Annotated in this window: 16 protein-coding genes; 4 read left to right on the plus strand and 12 right to left on the minus strand. The window is 40.4% G+C overall.

Going from position 1 to position 21,296, the window contains the following annotated elements; all coding sequences use genetic code 11:
* Nucleotide 1 precedes the first annotated feature (1 nt).
* From AACZ87_RS10305 to AACZ87_RS10355, 11 genes are all read right to left on the minus strand, one after another.
* The gene (locus tag AACZ87_RS10305) at nucleotides 2-3,769 is read right to left on the minus strand and encodes a two-component regulator propeller domain-containing protein (protein WP_339866928.1); all 3,768 of its coding nucleotides are present in this window, start codon (nucleotides 3,767-3,769) and stop codon (nucleotides 2-4) included.
* Nucleotides 3,770-4,024: 255 nt separating this feature from the next.
* Nucleotides 4,025-5,407 (minus strand): ATP-binding protein, encoded by a 1,383-nt coding sequence (locus tag AACZ87_RS10310; protein WP_339866929.1) that lies wholly within the window; start codon nucleotides 5,405-5,407, stop codon nucleotides 4,025-4,027.
* Between the two features lie 139 nt (nucleotides 5,408-5,546).
* Complete coding sequence (locus AACZ87_RS10315) at nucleotides 5,547-6,614, minus strand: DUF3500 domain-containing protein (RefSeq protein ID WP_339866930.1); 1,068 nt, start codon at nucleotides 6,612-6,614, stop codon at nucleotides 5,547-5,549.
* Nucleotides 6,615-6,672: 58 nt separating this feature from the next.
* Nucleotides 6,673-6,864 (minus strand): hypothetical protein, encoded by a 192-nt coding sequence (locus tag AACZ87_RS10320; protein WP_283412094.1) that lies wholly within the window; start codon nucleotides 6,862-6,864, stop codon nucleotides 6,673-6,675.
* Between the two features lie 60 nt (nucleotides 6,865-6,924).
* Nucleotides 6,925-8,232, minus strand: coding sequence for an amino acid permease (locus AACZ87_RS10325; protein WP_339866931.1), 1,308 nt, complete (start codon nucleotides 8,230-8,232; stop codon nucleotides 6,925-6,927).
* Nucleotides 8,233-8,408: 176 nt separating this feature from the next.
* Nucleotides 8,409-10,106 carry a gamma-glutamyltransferase gene (ggt, locus tag AACZ87_RS10330; RefSeq protein WP_339866932.1) on the minus strand — a complete coding sequence of 566 codons (1,698 nt, stop codon included), beginning with the start codon at nucleotides 10,104-10,106 and terminating at the stop codon, nucleotides 8,409-8,411.
* A 113-nt stretch (nucleotides 10,107-10,219) separates the two neighbouring features.
* Complete coding sequence (locus AACZ87_RS10335; protein WP_339866933.1) at nucleotides 10,220-10,966, minus strand: DUF2490 domain-containing protein; 747 nt, start codon at nucleotides 10,964-10,966, stop codon at nucleotides 10,220-10,222.
* A gap of 126 nt (nucleotides 10,967-11,092) precedes the next feature.
* Nucleotides 11,093-11,455 carry a cupin domain-containing protein gene (locus AACZ87_RS10340; RefSeq protein ID WP_283412098.1) on the minus strand — a complete coding sequence of 121 codons (363 nt, stop codon included), beginning with the start codon at nucleotides 11,453-11,455 and terminating at the stop codon, nucleotides 11,093-11,095.
* A gap of 4 nt (nucleotides 11,456-11,459) precedes the next feature.
* The gene (locus tag AACZ87_RS10345; protein WP_339866935.1) at nucleotides 11,460-11,837 is read right to left on the minus strand and encodes a nuclear transport factor 2 family protein; all 378 of its coding nucleotides are present in this window, start codon (nucleotides 11,835-11,837) and stop codon (nucleotides 11,460-11,462) included.
* A gap of 48 nt (nucleotides 11,838-11,885) precedes the next feature.
* Entirely contained in the window at nucleotides 11,886-13,880 is a 1,995-nt protein-coding gene (locus AACZ87_RS10350; protein ID WP_339866936.1) for a heavy metal translocating P-type ATPase, read from the minus strand.
* 9 nt (nucleotides 13,881-13,889) lie between these two features.
* Entirely contained in the window at nucleotides 13,890-15,002 is a 1,113-nt protein-coding gene (locus tag AACZ87_RS10355) for a P1 family peptidase (RefSeq protein ID WP_339866937.1), read from the minus strand.
* A gap of 333 nt (nucleotides 15,003-15,335) precedes the next feature.
* On the opposite strand from AACZ87_RS10355, the gene nth reads away from it, so the two are divergent.
* The 4 genes from nth (at nucleotide 15,336) to AACZ87_RS10375 (ending at nucleotide 20,178) form a co-directional block, all read left to right on the plus strand.
* On the plus strand, nucleotides 15,336-16,007 hold the full coding sequence (gene nth / locus AACZ87_RS10360; protein WP_339866939.1) for an endonuclease III: 672 nt from the start codon (nucleotides 15,336-15,338) through the stop codon (nucleotides 16,005-16,007).
* Nucleotides 16,007-17,782 (plus strand): asparagine synthase (glutamine-hydrolyzing), encoded by a 1,776-nt coding sequence (asnB, locus tag AACZ87_RS10365; protein WP_339866941.1) that lies wholly within the window; start codon nucleotides 16,007-16,009, stop codon nucleotides 17,780-17,782. The genes nth and asnB overlap by 1 nt, the downstream gene beginning before the upstream one ends.
* On the plus strand, nucleotides 17,779-19,002 hold the full coding sequence (locus AACZ87_RS10370) for a glycosyltransferase family 4 protein (RefSeq protein WP_339866942.1): 1,224 nt from the start codon (nucleotides 17,779-17,781) through the stop codon (nucleotides 19,000-19,002). Before asnB ends, AACZ87_RS10370 begins: the two co-directional genes overlap by 4 nt.
* Nucleotides 19,003-19,230: 228 nt before the next feature.
* On the plus strand, nucleotides 19,231-20,178 hold the full coding sequence (locus AACZ87_RS10375) for a fasciclin domain-containing protein (protein WP_339866943.1): 948 nt from the start codon (nucleotides 19,231-19,233) through the stop codon (nucleotides 20,176-20,178).
* A 98-nt stretch (nucleotides 20,179-20,276) separates the two neighbouring features.
* Here AACZ87_RS10375 and gldB read toward each other — a convergent pair whose 3' ends face one another.
* Nucleotides 20,277-21,293: a gliding motility lipoprotein GldB gene (gldB, locus tag AACZ87_RS10380; protein ID WP_339866945.1), complete on the minus strand. Its 1,017-nt coding sequence runs from the start codon at nucleotides 21,291-21,293 to the stop codon at nucleotides 20,277-20,279.
* Between the last annotated feature and the right edge of the window lie 3 nt (nucleotides 21,294-21,296).

Here is a 21,296-nt window from a genome sequence, read left to right on the forward strand (position 1 = left end):
GTTAGCTGAGATTTGAGGACGGTAATGACAAGGTGATCGTAAATGTTGTCCCATCCCCTTCTACTGATTCTACACGGATTTCTCCATTGTGAGCTTTGATTATGTCATAACTTAACGATAGTCCAAGACCTGTCCCTTGACCAGTAGGTTTGGTAGTGAAGAACGGTTGGAACACTTTCTCCACGATTGCTTTGGGGATACCTTTTCCATTGTCGTTCACGCTAATTTGAATAGCTTCCTTGCTTGGCGATACTTCTACCATTGATGTCTTGACTTTTACTAATGGCTTATAACTTTCTCCTTGTTCCTGCTTCTTTTCATTTACAGCATAGAATGCATTGTTAAACAAATTCAAAAGAACTCTACCCATATCCTGTCCTACCATAGGAATCAAGGGAACAGTTGAGTCCAAATCCAATTCAAAATCAGAATTAAACGAACTGTCCTTCGCACGAAGTCCATGGTAGGATAATCGCAGGTATTCGTCTGCGAGAACATTTACACTACTTGGTTCCTTAGATCCTTTACCACTTCTACTGTGTTGCAGCATTCCCTTTACGATAGCTCCGGCGCGCTTGCCATGTTTGTTAATCTTGTCGAGGTTGCTCTCTATATCTTCTAAAATATCGTTTTCAAGCTCATCGTCTCTTTGGTCTTCAGGTCGATCTCTTTCTTCTCTTAATTCCTTAACCAGCTCATTGGTCACTTCAGAAAAGTTATTCACAAAATTCAGAGGATTTTGAATCTCGTGTGCGATTCCAGCCATCAGTTCTCCCAGAGAAGCCATTTTCTCAGAATGTAGTAGCTGTGCCTGAGTTTCTTTCAGATTTTCATGAGTACTGGCCAATTCTGTATAAGCAACTTCTATAGCCTTGGCATGCTGTAGCTCACGCTCCTTGGTTCGCTCATTTTCAGCTTTCAGCACTTGATTTCGTTGGTAAATAGTGATCGGGTAAATCAACGAAATAAAGAGCATTCCATAGATCAAATATGCCCACCAAGTTCTGTAGAGAGGAGGAAGTACCTCAAAATTATAACTAAAAGGCTCAGTCCATTCGCTAACTCCTGGATCAGCCGGTCCGGTAAATCGTGCCTTGACTTTGAAGGTATATTTCCCTTCTTGAATATTACCAAAATTGGCAGTGGTTTTCTTCAGGACAGGACTCCATTTTTCATCATATCCTTCCAAAATGTACTGATACTCTACCAAATAGGGTTTGGCGAGTTCATCCGCTCCAAAATCAATGTTGATGTCGTTATTTCTGTAGGGAAGGACTAAGTTTTGTGGCAAAGGATAAAACCTAGAAATACTGTCAAATTCAATCCCATTGAATTTATCCTTTAAAGCTTCCCGATCTGAATCGCTCAATTCTTTACCATAAACCATCAACTCATCTATGGTACGCGAAAATGTATTTGCCGAAACTTGATCATATTCCTTGCTGAGGCTATGCCAGGAAATAACTTCCTCACTCAAGCGCAATTCCTTGATCAAAACAGTCGGCTGGGTATGATTTCTTTTTAAGGATTTGTAGTCAAACCGAACCAGTGCTGTCTTATTGTTTCCTGTCCCCGCCCATAGTATTCCTTTCTTATCCACAAACATCCCATTTTGTCCATCGACAAGATCCTTCACCGGAAAGCCCGTGTCTGAATTAAAAATTTCAATATTTCTTAAGGAATCAAGCGGTTCTCCAGCTTTTGGTCCATCAAAAATCGCAATACCTAGATTTGTTCCCACAGCCATCTTCCCTTCTGGCATTTCAGCGATTTGAAGAATCACATTATCTGGAAGGCCCTCATTCGTAGTGAAGTTTTGGAATAGTCCCTCTGAATCTTCCAAAATCGATTTGTAATCTTCTAGATCAACCACATTTTCGATTTGTTGGATTTTTTCAGCGCTTAAAATGCTTAGCCCATTCTCAGTTCCTATCCAGAGATTCCCTTGTTGATCTCTGATCAATCGAATCACTGCATCGTCTGCTAACCCTTGTTCCGAGGTGAAATTTGTAAAAGCAATTCCATCAAATCTACTCAACCCTCCATCGGCAGCACCAAACCAAAGTTTTTTGAAATTATCCTCCGCTATTCCCAAAACAACATCTCCAGCCAGTCCTTGTTGAGTAGTAAAGGTTGTAAATGAATCTCCATCAAACTTGCTGACCCCACCACCGTCGGTTCCAAACCACATATTACCTAACTGGTCTTCACTGATATTATAGACTTCATTGGCAGCTAAGCCTTGAGACGTAGTATAGGTAATAAATGAATCTCCGTCGAGCATGCTCACGCCACCTCCTCCAGTCCCAAACCACAGCTGATTCCTTTTATCACGATGACTACTACTTACGATTTCTCCTGCAAGGCCCTGAGCGGTGGTATAGGTAGTGAATTTCTCTCCATCAAATCGACTAACTCCTCCTCCAGCAGTTCCAAACCATAGGTTACCGTCCTTATCCTCTACTGTACTTAAAACAATATTATTCCCCAGTCCCTGAGATGAAGTAAAATTTGTAAAGCTTCTTCCTTCGAATCTGCTCACTCCTCCTCCGTCTGTGCAGAACCAAAGTTTGCCATTTACACCAATCACAATATCCAAGATACTATTACTTGCAAGGCCTTGTTCCCGAGTGTAAGTAGTCATTTTGCCATTTTCATACCTGCTTGCACCGTTTTCTGTTGCAAACCAAACAGCCCCATCACTTGTTTCTACGATCGTACGAATCACCATACTGGCTAGTCCTTCTTCCAGACCAATAGTCTGAAATCTCTGACCATCGAACTTACTTACGCCTCCTCCAATTGTACCAAACCAGATATTCCCAGCTTGATCTACTTTAATACTTCGGACACGATTCGACGCTAATCCCTCAGAAATTGTGAAAGTAATGAAATTCTCTCCATCAAATTTGCTCGCTCCTCCACCATTCGTTCCAAACCAAATATTTCCGGAGTTGTCCTGAGCAATGCTGATTACAACATCGTCAGATAATCCCTGTTCTGTCGTAAAAGTGGTAAAGCCTTTTCCGTCAAATTTACTTGCTCCGCCACCATACGTTCCAAACCAAATATTTCCGTCCACATCCTCCATGATACTCAAAATAGCATCATCTCCGAGACCATTCTCAGTAGTGTAGGTGGTAAACACATTGCCATCATAGCTGCTGACTCCTCCGCCTACAGTACCAAACCAAAGAATGCCTTTACTGTCTTCTAAAATAACTCGAACCGTATTGCCTGCGAGTCCCTGGGAAGTGGTGTAGTTAGTGAAAACTAATCCGTCAAATCTACTGACTCCACCACCGTTGGTAGCAAACCAAAGTTGTCCTCTGCTATCCAAAATAGCGCTGTTTACAGCGTCTAAAGCTAACCCGTTATCCGTAGTGTAATTCTTAAATTGTGATAAACCGCCATCTCCCTGGAAAAATGGTTCTCCTGAAGAATCTCTAATTATTTGTCCATTTTCATCTGTCAAATAAGGCAAAAACTGTGACGTTGGCGCTTCCAAATTAACCCTCGACATAGTCCCTGATTCATTCAGGTGAGAATAGGAGCCTACAGATTGACTGGGGATTTTGATTTTAAGAGGCGCAGGGCTCTCTGCCAAATTAACTTTCATCGCTTGTACTGAATCGGGAAGCTCTCTCAATTCTACTATCTGCGGAAGAGCAGCTAGGGTAGTGACAGGTACGGTTTTGATGTCCTCCCGTGTAGCACAGGAAAAAAGAAGTAACATGCCGCTCCCCACTAAAAAGAGAAAGTTTTTCATTGTAAAAACTATAGTTGGTGTAAATCTGATGGCCCAGATAGGTAAAAAAGAATTGTAAAAGGTAAATATATTTTACCCATTATAAAATGCTTTTCACAAAACATTTTTTGTACTTTTTTAATAATCCCCTCTTGATATCATTTACTCAAAAAAGCTTGATACAGACTTAATTCGGAATTTGAACCAAGAATTGAAACTTGAAAAATCCAATTTAAAAGCGAAAAATAATAGCTAGAAATACAATTGGCATTCCTATCAATCTGCTATAAAAATATTGAATTCAGTCCACGATTCCTCACCCTCTTCTACCTTCCCGATTTGGCTCGCCACCGTTAATTCTCCACCGTGTGCTTTCACTATATCATAACTTAATGAAAGCCCTAAGCCAGTGCCTAACCCAGTTGGTTTTGTGGTAAAAAAGGGCTGAAAGATTTTATCCTTGACTCCTTCTGGCATTCCAGTTCCATTGTCCCTCACCACAATCTCTATTCCCCCCACGATTCTCTTTGTTTTCAACCAAACGGTTGGCTTATACTTATTGGAAAGTGCAGTGTCATTTAGGTTTTCCAATTGCTTCTTCTTTTCTGAAACAGCATAGAATGCATTATTCACCAAATTCAAAATCACTCGACCGATCTCTTGCTGAACTACCTCTGCCATTCCTATTGAATCATCAAAATCCGTTTCCATAGTTGCATTGAACGACTTGTCTTTTGCTCTCAAACCATGATAAGATAGTCTCAGGTATTCATCCGCCAGCTCATTTATATCCGTCGCTTCTTTCACGCCGCTGCTACTTCGACTATGCTGTAGCATGCCTTTTACAATAGCATCAGCACGCTTTCCATGATGTAAGATTTTATCCTCATTGGCTTCCAGATCACCCAACAATAGCTTGATTTCCTCCAAATCCCCCTTTTCTAATTCGACTTTTAATTCATCAAGTAATTCCTTATTCAGCTCAGAAAAATTGGTCACAAAATTCAATGGATTTTGAATCTCATGGGCTATACCAGCTGTCAGTTCCCCAAGGGATGCCATTTTCTCAGATTGAATCAACTGGGACTGCATCGCTTTGAGTTCTTGGAGTGTTTTCTCTAGCGATTCTTTTTGGGCAGTGATTTCGGCTGTACGCTCTGCTACCTGAATCTCTAGCGCGTCTTTGCGTTTTTGTGAATTCTTAAATTCTATTTCCTTCTGAATGGCCTTGATCCGCTCTACTTCAAGTGCTTTCCTTTGCTTTCTACTAATGATAAACTGAGCAACGAGCCAAATCCAACCAAATATGGCGGCGGTGTTAAATAAGCTATCCCAACTGTCATAAAAGCTCGGAGCAACTAACCTTGTAAGGTCCTGAAGAACGTGAACAAGAACCACAGGAAAAAAGGCATAGACAAAAGGCTTAAGCGGTTCAAATACTTTTCGATTGTAAGCTGCATAAACGACATACAAATTAATACAATGCGCCACCCACTTCATTATTCCATCAGTACTTTCAAAAACAATTTGAATAGTCAAAAAACAGCAAGCAGCGATTAACGCTTTCAGAAATAAGCTTTGCCATTCGGGATAAAGCTCCTTGGTTTGGGCATGCGTTTGAAGAAATCTAAAAGCAATGATCAGAAGTATAAAATCCATAGAAACTGAGCTAGCATTAAAAAAGCGGGACTAAGCAAGAAGCAAAATAAGAATAATTTCAGTAGAAGAAGTGATAGCGACACCAAGTTCAAGATTACCCTGGTAAATGACCTGCAAGAAATGACAGAAAAGAAACCAACTAATGTTGATGTGCGAGACGATGTTGCTTTAAGATGTCCTGGCCAAAGTCATTTCCATTTTCCCTCCAAATAGTATGAATGTGATTGGCATTGTCAAGAAAGCCTACATTGTCATACTCGATGATGAAATCTGGACTGTGGATCATATAATAATGGGCTTTCTTAGGTTCATAGCTACCGATCCAGCTGAAATAGACTTCATCCATTCCTCGCGCATGCAGGATGGCAAGGTACTCCTCAGCTTTAGGGTGGTCTAGATTATTAACGTATTCCTCGATGAGGTAATGAAGGATTTTCTGCTGGTCGGCACTTAGTTCTGCCCCTTTGATTCCCTTAAATTCCTTGATCCACTGATCTCGACCAGGGCTGGTAAGTATATCTCCAGGGACTTTTTCGCTTAATGTAGCTTTAGTTTTCTGCTCTTCATTAAGTGTATTTACAAACCAAAAACCATAATCTTCTTCTTTACTCAAAGGTCGTAAACCTGCATATTGTGTTACTTCCACCACAGCTGGATCAGAACCAAGAAAAACAGGTGTCATGGAAAATTTGTCTCCTGAAACAGTCAGATTGAGAGAAAGATGGTGTCCTTCGAATTTCAACCCCCAATTATCATCCTTACTCGGATTACCTAGAATGGCAAGAAAATAATTGCCATAGTCCCAATCCAAGGTTCGGATCATTTTGATAGTATTTTCATTCATCTGACCTTTCTGATAGCCGATTTCCATGATTTCATGCAGGATATCATCTACCTGCATAATTGAAAAAACTTTCAAATAGCCTTGAGAACTTAAAATTGTGCTCAATACCCGATGAAATTGAATTTTGCTTTCATCCGAAAGATCACCAAACCGAACCCCACTTCTAGGAGCTAACCCTAAAGGCAAATTGGTCCACTTGGTTCTCAAACTATCAGAAAAGTCAAACTTCACAGCTAATTTCTGCTCTTCAGGCAAGGTCTCTACAAAGGAAACAGCGACGTCTTTTAGAGCTTTGACATCCTGAGCAAGCGCAAGGCTAGAGGTCAGTAAAAATAGAAGGAAATAGAAACTTGATCTATACATGGTCATTTGGGCTAAGTCTCACTAGATATTCTAAGATAGAGTTTTCATCCTAGAAAAATCACCCTATTCTTCCATCTCCATCGATGTCCCTACCAGATTGCTCTTCGAGGATTTTAAGTGTTTTGATTAATAATTCTCTAGTATTAGCTAGTTCCCATTCTAAGTTTCTGACTCTGACCTCGAGTGTTTCAGCTTTTGCTTTATGGTCTTGAATTTGACTTTGCTGGATTAGATCCCAAAATAGTCCCATAGGTAATTCTGTTTTAATTATTAGCTAGTTCTAGCGTATTTTAGATGATTCTTACTCTGGCTATTCTGATTTTAATTTTCCTTTTGAAACTGCTTTTACCAAGAAGTAAATCAGGGTAAGGGAAGCTATAAAAATAAGAATTCCTGTTTTTTCATAGCCAGTCAAATTGGATAGGAAAAAGAGGATAATTCCAGCTGCCAGAATTGGAACTGTATATCCAAATGGAATTTTGAAATCTCCTGAATTAGCTGGTTGCTTCCTCCTAAATTTGATCACAGATAAGGCTACACCAAAATAAACCAATAGCATACTCGCTGATGCAATTACAGCTAGCTGTCGAAATCCGCCAATAGCTGCAAGGGTAAACCCAATTCCCCCATAAAGCAAGATCGAAATATAAGGAGTCTTGAATCTAGGATGGATGGCAGCCAATTTATCCATAGGAATCACCCGATCACTAGCCAAACCAAATAGCACTCGTGGCAAATTTAGAATTTCCCCACTCAGCATTCCAAACATAGAAACTCCCGCTGTAATTAACAGTAGCTTGTAACCAAAGGGACCAAAAACAACATTTGCCACAGATGCTAAAGGAGCTTCTTTGAATTCTGGCAATTGATCTCCTAAAACTCCCTGAGAAATAGTTTGAATTAGAACATAAAGAATCAGTACAAACGTGATTCCTATGAAAATAGCCTTTGGTACAGTCTTTTGAGGGTTTTTGATCTCCCCACCGACGGTTAATCCTGCATCTCCACCTTGAAATGCAAAAAATAAAATCAGGGAAGCCGCTCCAAAATTCTTGAATGAGGAGGCATTTTCTATCATCAGATTGGAAAAAGTAACATCTTTCCAGCTGAATAGAATCAGTAAGAGTAGAGGAGTCAATTTTGCAACCGTATTGATTTTCACCAAACCAATTCCTTGCTTGACGCCTATCACGTTTAGAAAGCACAAACCCCCAAAAACCAAAAACAATAATAACACACGGATGTATTGATTAGCGAAAACCGGAAAAGCCAGACCAATTAATTCTATCAAGGCATTAGCTACAGCGGCATCTGAAAATGCGCTGCCCATCACCATAAAAACAGCAGCTAAGAATCCTGTATATGGACCAAAAGCCGTTTCAACATAGGCATAAGCTCCTCCGGATCGAGTGACTTTACTCCCTGCCTCTGCAAAACACAGCATGACCAAAGCAATCAGAAATCCACAAAACAGGTAAACAAAGATGCCTGCGGAACCCATGATCTCAGCAACAATCGCTGGCAAGACAAAGATGCCCGCGCCGACAATAATATTAACAATATTGGCAGAGAGACCCCACAATCCGATTTCCCTTTTTAACCCTGTTTCTTTTTCCATTTATAATTCTTTGGTGGATGCCTTTTGTGTCATTAAGCTATCAAAATCAGCATGCTATGGCAAACTTAAAATAGATGCTGATTCGATCTCCTGAAAGCTTGGGACGTCAACCGTCTTCGGACTAGATAATCGAAGGATCTAGAGTAGCCGGCAACATTGCAGGATAATCATACTATTTAATAACCTCTCGCTCCACCATCTTCGCTTGAAGAATCAGAAGCTCCGGTATATAATTTTTTGGAAGCATCGTAAGTGATTCCCATCAGTACACCAATATTAGTTGTTGGCGTAAGTGAATGCCCCATTTTTTCAAGCGCTTCTCTTGTATCTGGAGAAAGTAAATTTACCTCATACAAAATGCGATCTGGAAGCCATTGATGGTGGATTTTCATCGCCTCGATAGCCCGATCAATTCGCATATCGTAAGCTAGCACATTCAAAACCGTCTGAAAAACGGTGTTAATAATCGTCCTTCCTCCAGGACTACCAATGACTAAATAAGGTTTTCCATCCTTTGCTACAATCGTGGGAGTCATGCTTGACAACATTCTTTTTTCAGGTGCTACCAAATTGGGATCAGATCCAATTTGTCCAGTAGTAGTCGTTTCCCCGGGAACTGGATTAAAATCCCCCATTTCATTATTGAAAATGAAACCAAGTTTGGAAGAACCCATTTTTACGCCATAAGAATTTTCCAGGGTGTATGTCAGAGAAATGGCGTTGCCGTCTTTATCAACTACCGAAAAATGAGTGGTATTATCTCCTCCATATGGGTGACCAAATTGTGCTGGATCAGAGATAGAGGCCTTGGTCATATCTAGATTCTCAAAGCGAGTTTTTGCAAAATCCTTTGAAAGCAATCTATCCAAAGGCATATCCAAATTGAAATCTGGGTCTCCTAAAAATTCAGCTCTATCTGCGAAAGCTCTTCTCATTGCTTCAGCTACCAAATGCACATAAGCAGTAGAGTTGAATTCCACTTCAGAGATATTGGCTTCCTCCATGAGATTCATCATTTCGATCAAAGCAACTCCGCCTGAACTCGGAGGCGGCATGGAATAAATATCATAGCCATTGAAAGTTCCTTTCACTGGCTCGCGCTCTATGGCTTCATATTTTTCCAGATCTTCTTTGGTGATAATTCCTCCATTGGCTTTCATGTAATCTTCGATTTCCTGAGCTACCCAGCCTTTGTAGAAACCGTCTCTTCCGTGTTTTTGGATTTCTTTAAGGGTTTTTGCCAAAGCAGGTTGCTTCCAGGTTTCCCCAGGCTTAACGATTTGTCCATTTTCCCCTCTGAAGTAATTTTTCATAATGTCCTCCGAAGGATCACGGTCAGTCATTCTTACTGCCGCATTATACAAGCCATAGCTCATGGTAAAGCCTTCTTTGGCTAATTCTACGGATGGTTTTACCAAATCAGCCCAAGGTAATTTTCCGTATTTTTGATGGGCTTGATAGAGGCCAGCGACTGTCCCAGGAACTCCTACAGCCAATAAACCTTGGTGGTTGGAGTTATTTTTGATTTTTCCATTTTCATCCAAAAACATGGTTGGGCTTGCTGCCAAAGGGGCTTTCTCACGAAAATCAAATGTGGTAACCTCGCCTTCTGAGTTTAAATAAACGATAAACCCTCCACCGCCGATATTTCCAGCTTCCGGATGAGTTACTTCCAAAGCAAAAGCGGTAGCGACAGCAGCATCGATGGCATTACCTCCTTTTTTGAGAATATCTACTCCAACTTGAGAAGCTATCACATTGTCAGAAACGACCATTCCATTTTCAGCGTAAGTCTGAGCTTGGGAGGTACTGACGAAAAACAGAAGAAGGACTGAGCAGCCTATGGCTACCTTTTGAATAAAGTTAGTTTTCATTGAGTATTAAGGTTGGTAAAGTGTGGTTTGAGTAAAAATAAGAGAAAATACCAGATCATTGGTAAGAGTTCTGATAAGTGGAAAAAATGGAAGTTATTAGATTAACTCCCTTACTATTTAACCCCCAGACGGTGATTCATTGTAAATCTGACAATATCCCGATTGTAATATCCGCCTGTCTGACGTTGATTGATCCATTTTTGATAGGCAAGCTCCACGTTTAATGCTTGCGAAAAAGTAAAGTTTAACCCTGTTATCAATCGGTTTTGATCAAATGTATATTTCACTTTTTCCCCAGCTTGGACCATCAGCTCATCACCTGCTATTACTTTTAGAAGTTGATTTTCCTTGATTTTCCAAATGGGATAAGAGGCCATAATACGATAACGAAATCTAAAACTCCCGAAAAAATAGCCATCTGCTAATTCTGTTTCATCTAAGTTTAGATTATGAAAAAAGCGGGCCTCTGATCTGTATCTATGATCAAGAGTGAGTTTGTTGAACTTTTGTTTATACGCCATTTCTACATGCGCTCTAAGTTCTGGCTCTATCAGATCCAGCTCTGAACGAGGATTATTTGGGCTTTGAAAAAATGAAGCGAAACCAGTTGTGGCGGTCCACCCGCTTTTACCAAGTTTACGATTCAAATGAGCTCTTACAGAGAGTTGATGCTGCGCAAATGGATTTACAAAATGCCTCTCCTGAACTTCCGCCATTATTGACCAATTTTCATCAATCGGCAGCGTGAGAAAGTAGCCATACCAGATGAGTTGCTGGTGGGTAACATCCTTCTGAGCAAAGGTTAATTTTGGCCAAAAACTTAGGAATAGGAAGAGGGAGGAAAATGCAACTGCTTTCAATAGGGCTAATTAAGCTGCAATTTTACGGTAAATCCTAGTAATTTAATAGGGTAATAATTAATTATTTTTTTGAGGAAAAATGAAAACTATCGCTAACCTTACTGGTTTTCAAATTAATACTTAACCCTATATTTTTTCAAACTTATCCACAGTCAAATCTGATCTGACATCACCAGTGTGTTTGGTGCTTTGTGGTTCAAAAAGTAGGACCCAGGCTTCCTCTTCGGCTATTGGTCTGTGTTCTACTCCCCGCGGTACGACTACCATTTCCCCTTCGTTCAGAGTGACACTTTCTCCCTCAAAATCAATTTTTAGAGATCCCTTCACAATCAGAAAAAGCTCGTCTTCATCTGTGTGATTATGCCAAACGAATTCACCTTTTACCTTGGCCAACTTTACGTCCTGACCGTTTAGCTCTCCGATTATTTTGGGAGTCCAAAGCTCCTTGATCAAGCCAAATTTCTCGTTAATATTTACCTTTTTTATCATCTTATTAATACATCGTATTCCCATTCGCAGAAGTTGCTGGGATTTGCTGAATAGCATCCCAATGCTCTACGATCTTTCCATTCTCATCAAATCTGAAAAAGTCCATGGTGACATACTGATCATTTCCGGGCCAAGTTTGATGTGTATGTAATGCGACTAAATCGCCTTCAGCTATTGCTCTGACGAATTTAATTGACTTGTCTGGATATTCCCTTTGCATGCGCTCGAAGTATGCGATGAATTCTTCTTTTCCATCACCCACTGCAGGATTGTGTTGAATGTACTCAGCGCCTGTGAATAACTCTACAGCTTTACGCGGATTACCTTCATAGGCAGTCTTATAAAAAGCGATTGCGTTCTCTTTATTTTTGGAGGAGTTCATTGTTAAGTTAATTTTCACCGGTCATCCGGCACACTACATCCTACTTTTTCAATCAAACTTCATTTTCTGTATTCTTATCGCATTCAAAATTGCAAGCAATGCCACGCCCACATCCGCAAAAACTGCTGCCCACATGGTAGCCATACCCAATGCACCGAGCACTAACACCACGACTTTTATCCCAAAAGCGAACCCTATATTCTGCCAGACAATTCTCTTGGTCTTTTTCCCAATAGAAATCGCCATCGGAATTTTACTTGGCTTATCATCCTGAATCACCACATCCGCAGTCTCAATTGTAGCATCGCTTCCCAAGCCTCCCATCGCTATTCCTACATCAGAAATTGCAACAACGGGAGCGTCATTTACTCCATCTCCAATGAATGCAACTGTTCCTTTTTGAGCTTTGATCTCTTTGACTTTGTTTACTTTATCTTCAGGAAGTAAATCTCCAAATGAATTCGGAATGCCTAATTTGTCTGCAACAAACTTGACCACATTGCTTTTATCTCCACTAAGCATCGTGATTCCGACTCCCATAGATTTCAATTGAGTTATCGTGTGCTGAGCATCGGACTTTATATTATCCGCAATGGTCAAATAGCCAGCAAATTTCCCATCGTAAGCTATTGCCACCAAGGTGTAAACTATGCCGGAAGGATCGATGGAATAAGGAATCGAATACTTGTCCATCAATTTGAAATTCCCGACTAGTAATTCCTTGCCTTCTACCTGAGCTTTCAAGCCATGTCCCGCAATCTCTTCTACATTTTCCAAAACAATGCTGGAATCAATTTCACCAACGTGTTTTTTAATGGCTGTAGCAATTGGGTGGGTACTTTTGCTTTCCAAGGCATTGGCAAAATCAAGAATTCTAGAATCAAGGAAATCAGGCTGAAGATGGACTTCTTGCACATCAAAAACACCTTCAGTCATCGTTCCGGTTTTGTCCATCACCACCTGACTGATCTGAGCAATGCTGTCCAGAAAATTACTCCCTTTGAACAGAATGCCGTTTTTACTCGCTGCACCGATTCCTCCAAAATATCCCAAAGGAATACTGATCACTAATCCACAAGGGCAGGAAATCACCAAGAAAATCAGTGCACGATACAGCCAATCACTGAATTCGTAATTGTCTACAAATAGGAAGGGAAGAAAGCAAATTCCAATCGCCAGAAAAACTACAATTGGCGTATAGATTTTTGCGAATTTTCGGATGAAAAGTTCTGTGGGAGCTTTTTGGGCAGTTGCATTTTGCACCAATTCCAGGATCCTTGAAAGCTTGCTATCGGTGTACGCTGTAGTCACTTTGACCTGCGAAACAGTATTCAAATTAACCATTCCGGCTAAGACTTCGGCTCCTTTTTCTTTGGAGGCAGGAATGCTCTCTCCAGTCAAAGCAGAGGTATTAAATGAGGCTTTCTCAGACAATAGCTCTCCGTCCAAACCAAGTTTTTCTCCGGCTTTCAATTGTATGATATCGCCAATCTTGGCATTTGCAGCTTTGATTGTTTTGGTAGAGTTACCTTCCAAAATCGTCACTTCATCAGGACGCTGATCTAATAGAGTTTTGATGTTGGTCTTTGCCCGGGTGACTGCCATGGCCTGAAATACTTCCCCAACAGAATAAAAAAGCATTACCGCCACACCTTCGGGGTATTCTTCGATTGCAAATGCACCTACTGTTGCAATTCCCATCAGCAGGAATTCAGAGAAAATATCACCTTTCAGAATACTTCCCCAGGCTTCTTTCAATACTGGTAAACCAACAGGTAAATAGGCTACTAAATACCAACCAAATCGTACCCATCCTTGGAACCATTCCTGTGGAAAAACATAGTCAAAACCTAGACCTAGCATCATGACCACAAAAGAAAAAATCGCAGGGGCAAAGAATCTCAGCATGCTCTCTCCCGCAGGCGCAGCGTGATCGTGATCATGCCCATCATCTTGGGAATGCTCATGATTTACTTGTTCATCCACTGCGCAGCAATCTTTGTGAGTTGCTTCCAATTGGTTTTTCTGATCAATACTCCTCATGTTTTTGGTTTAATTTTCTTTCATCAGCTTCATCACCTGATCGATTGGTAATTGCTCCACGCGATGTCCGTCCTTTCCTTCCATTGTTTCAGCAGCAAATAAGGAGTTTATAATAGCCTCTTCTGTAGCTTCGATCACTGCCATAAATAAGGAACTCATATCGTCATTTCGAATGAATTCGGCATTTTCCAACGTTCCCGATTTAGCTGAATAGGGAATCCGAAGTTTCTCAGCTGTGCTAAAAGCCACCACATAATCTCCAGATCCATTGGAAGCGATTCCTCCGGTTTTAGCCAAGCCCATCATGGCACGTTTTGCCATTCGTTCCAAATTTCTATCTAATACTGGAGCGTCAGTAGCCACAACTATCATGCAGCTTCCATCCGATTTTTCCATCGCGTCCCGAAACGGATACTTACCCATTTTTTCGCCCACGGCAACTCCATCTATTTGCAGGTTTCCCCCGAAATTGGTTTGGACTAAAATGCCGACAGTATATCCCCCTAGGCTTTCAGGTAGTTTTCTCGAGGCAGTTCCAATTCCCCCTTTCCACCCAAAGCAAACAGTACCTGTACCAGCCCCCACATTTCCTTCTTCAACTGTGCCGGATTTAGCGGATTTGATAGTTTGGATGACTTCTTCAGGAGAAATATGCATTCCACGAATATCATTCAGGTAGCCATCATTTGTTTCGCCGACTACAGCATTCACCGATTGGGCATTTTCATTTTCCTCCAAAGAATATCGAACTGTTCCCTCGATTCCAGCAGCCACACTTAGTGTGTTTGTGAGAATAATAGGAGTCTCAATATTCCCAAGTTCCTGCACTTGGGTCACTCCAGCAAGTTTGCCAAATCCATTTCCCACGTAAATAGCCGCGGGGACTTTTTGCTGAAAAATATTACCGCCATGAGGTAAAATAGCAGTAACTCCAGTACGGATATTCTCGCCTTCGATTTTGGTGAAATGCCCGACTTTTACACCCGGCACGTCGGTGATGGCATTTAATGTCCCCGTTGGAAGTACTCCAAATATGATCCCTTTTTCCCTTGGTCTCTCTTGGGAAAAAGCAATAGAAGTCGATAAAAAGAAAAGGACAAATAAGGTTTTGAGGTATTGCATAGCTAGTGGTTTCCCGAATTTAAACTTTATGTCTTCACCAAAAAATTACCATGGCTATCAATCTGGCTAAAACAGCGTTTTATAGCGTATTCTCATTATTTAAGAATATTATTAAACCTATTTCTTTACAAAAATGGGATTGGTGCAAGCATCTTATAAATTAGCATTCCGCTCAGAGGATAGTTAAAAGTTAGACTTCGAAATCGCTTAGTCTGACTTATAATGTGATCTCAAATTCACTAGTATTGCGTCAATTTATTTTAAAATAACACTTTATTATAGTTCTCTCCGCGTAAATCTCAGTGTTCCTCTGCGGTTAAAAAAAGAATAAAAATGCTGAAAAAAGAACGATACGAAGCCATTATCAACCATTTTCGTACTAACATGCCCATTGCTGAAACTGAACTTCAGTATGAAAATCCTTTTCAGCTTTTATGTGCTGTGGTTCTTTCTGCACAATGCACTGATAAGCGGATTAATATGGTGACGCCGGCCTTATTTGAGAAGTTCCCAGGTCCGGAGTTCTTGGCAGCTTCCAATTTTGATGAGCTTTTTCCTTACATCAAGACGGTGTCTTACCCTAATAATAAAACCAAGCATTTGTTGGGTTTGGGGAAAATGTTGATGGAGGATTTTGGAGGTGAGGTTCCTTCCACCGTACCGGAGTTGATCAAGCTACCTGGAGTGGGTCGGAAGACGGCCAACGTGATCACTTCAGTTGTTTGGAATCAGCCAAACATGGCTGTGGATACCCATGTTTTCCGAGTTTCAAAAAGACTCGGCTTAGTCTCCCAAACTGCCAAAACTCCACTGGAAGTAGAAAAGCAACTTATCCGACATATCCCCAAAGAATATGTGCACATCGCACATCACTGGCTGATTTTGCATGGTCGATATGTTTGTTTGGCCCGTCGTCCAAAGTGTGAAGAATGCACTTTGACACATTTGTGTAGGTATTTTGAGAAAAATCAAGGGAAACTCAGCAAAGTAGAAACAGAAAAATAATGTGTGGAATCCACCTGATTTGGGGTAAGGGAGCAAACGAGGAGGCAATTGATACCATGCTTGAAAAAAGCAGGCATCGTGGCCCGGACCAACAAGCGAGCTTCAGCCCCTGGCCAGGACTATGGATTGGAGTAAACCGATTGAAAATTTTGCACACTGGTCTGGAAGCAGACCAGCCTTTATGGGCTCCCGACGGAAGATCACTCTTGATTTGGAATGGCGAGCTTTATAATTATCAAGTGTTGCGAAAGCAACTTCAAGGTTTGGGGATCACTTTTATCACTCAATCAGATACTGAAGTGGTTTTGCATTTTCTTCGAGTTTTTGGGGAAAAAGGCTTGGAGAAACTTCAGGGAATGTTTGCCTTTATTTTTGTGGATTTAATTGAAAAAGCGGTGCTTGTTGCCCGTGATCAAAACGGTGAGAAACCTCTTTTTTATGCACAGAGTCCTGACACACTTCTACTTTCTTCGGAATGTCAAAGTATACAAAGTCTGAAAAACACCTCGCTTGATCCTAGACAATTTGAAACTTATTATTATTTGAGGGCACCTCTTCTAGGGAGTACTTTTTATAAGGGAATTCATGAATGGAAGCCTGGGAGATATACCAAGATTTTGAATCATTCGACATTTAGATGGGATACAATTTCAATCAATACTAAGCTTAATTCCCAACCAACTTTTGACACATTCAAAGAGACCTTACCTGATGTCGTTTTGAGGCAATTTCATGCCGATGTTCCGGTGGGAATTCAGCTCAGTGGAGGAGCAGATAGTTCCTTACTTTATGCACTTTGGTACACTAAAACCGGTACTCCTTTGCATTCTTATACCATTCAGGTGGAACAAAAATATCGCAAGAAATATGCGGATGGAGATGCTTCCAATCGCTTTTCAAAGCAATTCCCTTCCAACCATAAGCTGGTGGAAATTGATCAAAAGATCTTTTGGGAAAACTGGGATGATTATCTGAAAAGCGTGGATCAGCCAATTGGTGATTCGGCTGGGTTTTTAAATTGGATGATAGGAAAAGAGGCTAAAAATTCAGTCAAAGTATTGGTTTCAGGGGCAGGTGCAGATGAGCTTTGGGGAGGTTATCAGCGGCATAAGGCGTTTGATATTTACCAGAAGAGGAAAGATTTGCTGTTAAGATTTCAGGGGATTTTAGGTAAAATCCCTCTAGGAAGAAGCTACCAAAAATTCATTTCAGCAATCGATCCAAGTCCACAGAAGACCTTTCTCAATTTCTCAGGTTTAGAAAATATTCCTGACGAATTAGGAGAGGATTACGATAGGATTTTTGACAAAAATCTTCCTCTTTATCCTCAAATGCTAGATTTTGACAGACAAGTCTATTTAGTGCAGGACGTGTTGAAAATTCAGGATAATGCCTTGATGGCACATAGTATCGAAGGAAGATCGCCTTATTTGGATGTTTCCATGATAACACTTTGGAGAAACGTAAATGACGAGAAATTACTTAAAGGGAAGCCTTGGATTCGACAGTTTCTGAATGAGTTGGATTTATCATGGATTTCTGAGCGAAAGAAAATGGGCTTTGGATTGCCTTTGAAAGAGTGGTTTGCAGAAAATGGAGAATTTGCGAAGCGGGTTTTCGATTCTATCAAATCCTTTGAAAAAACCCATGGAGGGGACTTTCCCGAAAGAATGAGAGCGCTGGCTGCCAAACCTGAGTTGGGTACCAAAGGTCATTTTTTAACACTTTATAATCTGTTTCTTCTCGCAGAATGGGTCAAATTGCATAAGCTATGAGGATCATCTACATCCATCAATATTTCAAAACTCCAGCTGAAGGTGGCGCTGTGCGCTCTTATCATTTGGCTAAAGGATTGGTGGATGCAGGTCATGAGGTAGAAATGATTACTGCGGGGTCTAATTCTGGCTATGATCAGCGATGGATTGAGGGAATTAAGGTGCATTATTTGCCGGTTAGGTATGAACAAAAATTCGGGTTTTTTAGGCGTGTTTGGGCTTTCTTAAGCTATGTGCGCCAAGCTAAAAAACTGATAAAGAAATTACCTAGGCCGGACCTTCTGTATGTTACTTCCACTCCTCTTACAACAGGATTACTTGGGCTTTGGGCAAAAAGAAGAATGGCGATTCCATATATTTTTGAAGTACGCGATCTCTGGCCACAGGCTCCCATAGAGGTTGGGGCAATTAAGAATCCAATAGTAAAGAGAAGTCTTGAATCCTTGGAGAAAAAGATTTACCAGCGTGCCATGAGTTTAGTGGCACTTTCTCCGGGAATCGCAGACCATTTGCGAAAAGTCACTCCAAGCCAGAAAATTCACCTTATCCCTAATTTCTCAGATTTGGATAGATTTTTCCCGATGGAGAAAAGTGAAAGATTACTTCAAAAATATCAGCTGACAGATGCTTTAACAATTGCCTACACAGGAGCCTTGGGTCAGGTTAATGCGGTGAACGAGCTTTTAGATTTAGCAGAAAAAGCGCAGGATAAAGGAAAGAGTTGGCAGTTTCTAATAATGGGGCAAGGAAGTCATGAGCCTCAGCTTAGACAATTAGCAATTCAGAAATCACTTTCCAATGTTCATTTTATTCCATTTGGGTCAAAAGAGAAAGTGAATGAAGTGTTAAGTCTCGCTGATTTTGCCTGGATTTCTTTTGCACATTTGCCTGTATTGAAGACAAACAGTCCAAATAAATTTTTTGATGCTTTGGCTGCGGGGAAACCAATTTTGGTAAATCATAAAGGCTGGGTTTACGATTTGGTGAAAACTCATCAGCTTGGGATTTCTTGCCTTCCTTCAAAAATTGATTCAGCTTTTGCGAAGCTGGAAGAATTAGAAAATACTCCGGGAAAATTGATAAAAATGGGTGTAAACTCCCGATTGTTAGCTGAAAAGTATTTTACCAAAGAGCTGGCAATTTCCAGGTTAACTCATGCAATAAATCCAAAGAGTATCACTCAAAACTCTACTGACGAAAAGGATATTATGACTGCTTAAATAGCTAGTCAGTCATTTTTTTATACTTTAGAAGTACTGCCTGAAAATCTTCCTTTCTCCCGTTTTAGGCTCATAAATTACACAAATTTTTTAGGTAATACCCTGATAAATAAAGGTGTATAAACAGGTTTCTTTTAAAAAATCTACATTTCTCAAAACCATTTTATGGTTAGCTGGTTTCATTAGTCCAACTTAATACTTAACCAAAAACCAACTAACATGAATTCAATGAAAATTAAAGCATGGCGATTTTTATCGCTATCACTTGCCCTTTTAGTCACGATGGCATTTTCTTCCTGCGATGACGATGATGATGACATGATGCCAGAACCTGATGACATCGTAGATGTATTAGTAGATGATGCTAATTTTTCCATTTTAGCATCTGCAGTTGTTGCAGCGGAATTAGACGATGATTTAAGCGGCCCAGGTCCTTTCACAGTTTTTGCTCCAACAGATGCTGCGATTGGAGATTTTATTTCTGACAATGGGTTAACAGCTGACGCATTGTTAGGAAGCGCAGATTTAGCCGATATTTTAAGTTATCATGTTGTTTCGGGAAATATCACCTCAGGTGATGTAGCCGCCGGTCCAGTTACTTCTCTCACTGGAGACAAATTTTATGTTAGCGTGGATCCTGAAAATAAAATCTGGATCAATGGTAACACAATGATCACGGCTGTAGATAAAATGGCTAGTAACGGAGTTATCCACACGCTTGATTATGTAATTACTGCTCCTACTCAAAGTATTGCTGAAATTGCAGTGGCGAGTACTACTGCTTCTACACCGGAATTTACCCAATTAGTAGCAGCACTTTCAAGAGCTGGTTTGGTAGATGCAGTGAGCGGAGGAATGGATGATAATCTAACAGTATTTGCTCCTACAGATGCAGCTTTTGAAGACTTGTATGATGCACTTGGTGTGAGTGGAGTAGATGAAATTGATGTAGATTTATTGACTTCAGTACTTACATATCATGTCGTCCCTGCTAGAGCTTTCTCTCAGGATTTAAGAGACGGAGCAGAGCTTCCTACACTTTTGGAAGGAGAGACTTTAACTGTTGATCTTCCAGGTTTGATGATAAATGAAAGTGGTCTAGTGCCTTCCATGCTAAACATTCACGCAACTAATGGTGTTATCCATGTAATTGATAAAGTAATAGTACCAGAGTAATTTTTGCGATTTAATACTATAGTAATAGGAACAGGGTTTATTGGTAAAAGCGAGTCTAGTTTTAGGCTCGTTTTTTATTATATAACGGATTAAAACCCTTATTCATTTGGCTTTCTTGGTCTGTATCCCGATTCTCTAAAGATTTTCTCGGCATCTGGTTCTGCCATCAATACGTCCAAAGGTACATCTTGATTGAACTGGTAATCGTCCACGATATTCCAACCTAACCAACGCCCTAATCTACCTGGTGCTTTGGTACTTATTGCATCTGTAAACGGCGCTTCACCTATGTATTTTCTTATTTCAAAAGGGTTGGTTTCGAACAATAACTCATTTTCCACGAAATGAGACCATATCAATTCTTCATTGTCAAAACTCTCAGAAATCGCTTCAGGAGTATAGCCAATGATATATTGATCAGAAGTGCAGGGCAAAATCGCTTTTGTAAAATGATATGTTTTGCCATAATAAATCATCTCTGCTAGCAGGGTATTATCTGCAGGATTAGTCTTGTTGAATCTGGAAGAAATTGCCATTACAATCATAGGAACGATGTAAGGTTTATCGTATCGCTCAGCCATATATCGGGGAAGCTCAGGCTGGAAAGTATGAGTAGGAGGCAAGAAATAATCCAATCCTATGACGATTAAATCATCCTTTACAATTAAATCAGAATTAAATCCAGAGGTAAACGTATAAACCTTAGGTATCTGAAATTGTGGGAAGTAATATTTGATGGCTTTGAAGGCAGTTTCAAGATCCTTTTCCACACCCGAAAAATCATTAAAAACTACTTCCACAGAGTCATAAAGTACCCTCATGGCAGAATCTTGATGAATAGCTAGGAGTTCGGCAGCCAAACTGTCCGGACTTGCGTAGAGATCCATTTGTAGGTATTCCTTGGTAAACTCTGGGTGCTTCTCAAATAGATACTTGAATTCATCAATTGATTTGGCTTCGAAAAAATCCTTTTCTAATCGTATGATGTTCACCGTCAGATCTTGGTCTAAGATTTCAGGTGAAAGCTCACAGCCTTCATCTTCTTTTTTGCCGCAGGCGAAAGCTAAAATCAATAAGAGAGAAAGGGTTATATGTCGGTAGCTGTGAATTCGCATGAA

The sequence above is a fragment of the uncultured Algoriphagus sp. genome (assembly GCF_963974365.1).
Classification (GTDB): Bacteria; Bacteroidota; Bacteroidia; order Cytophagales; family Cyclobacteriaceae; genus Algoriphagus.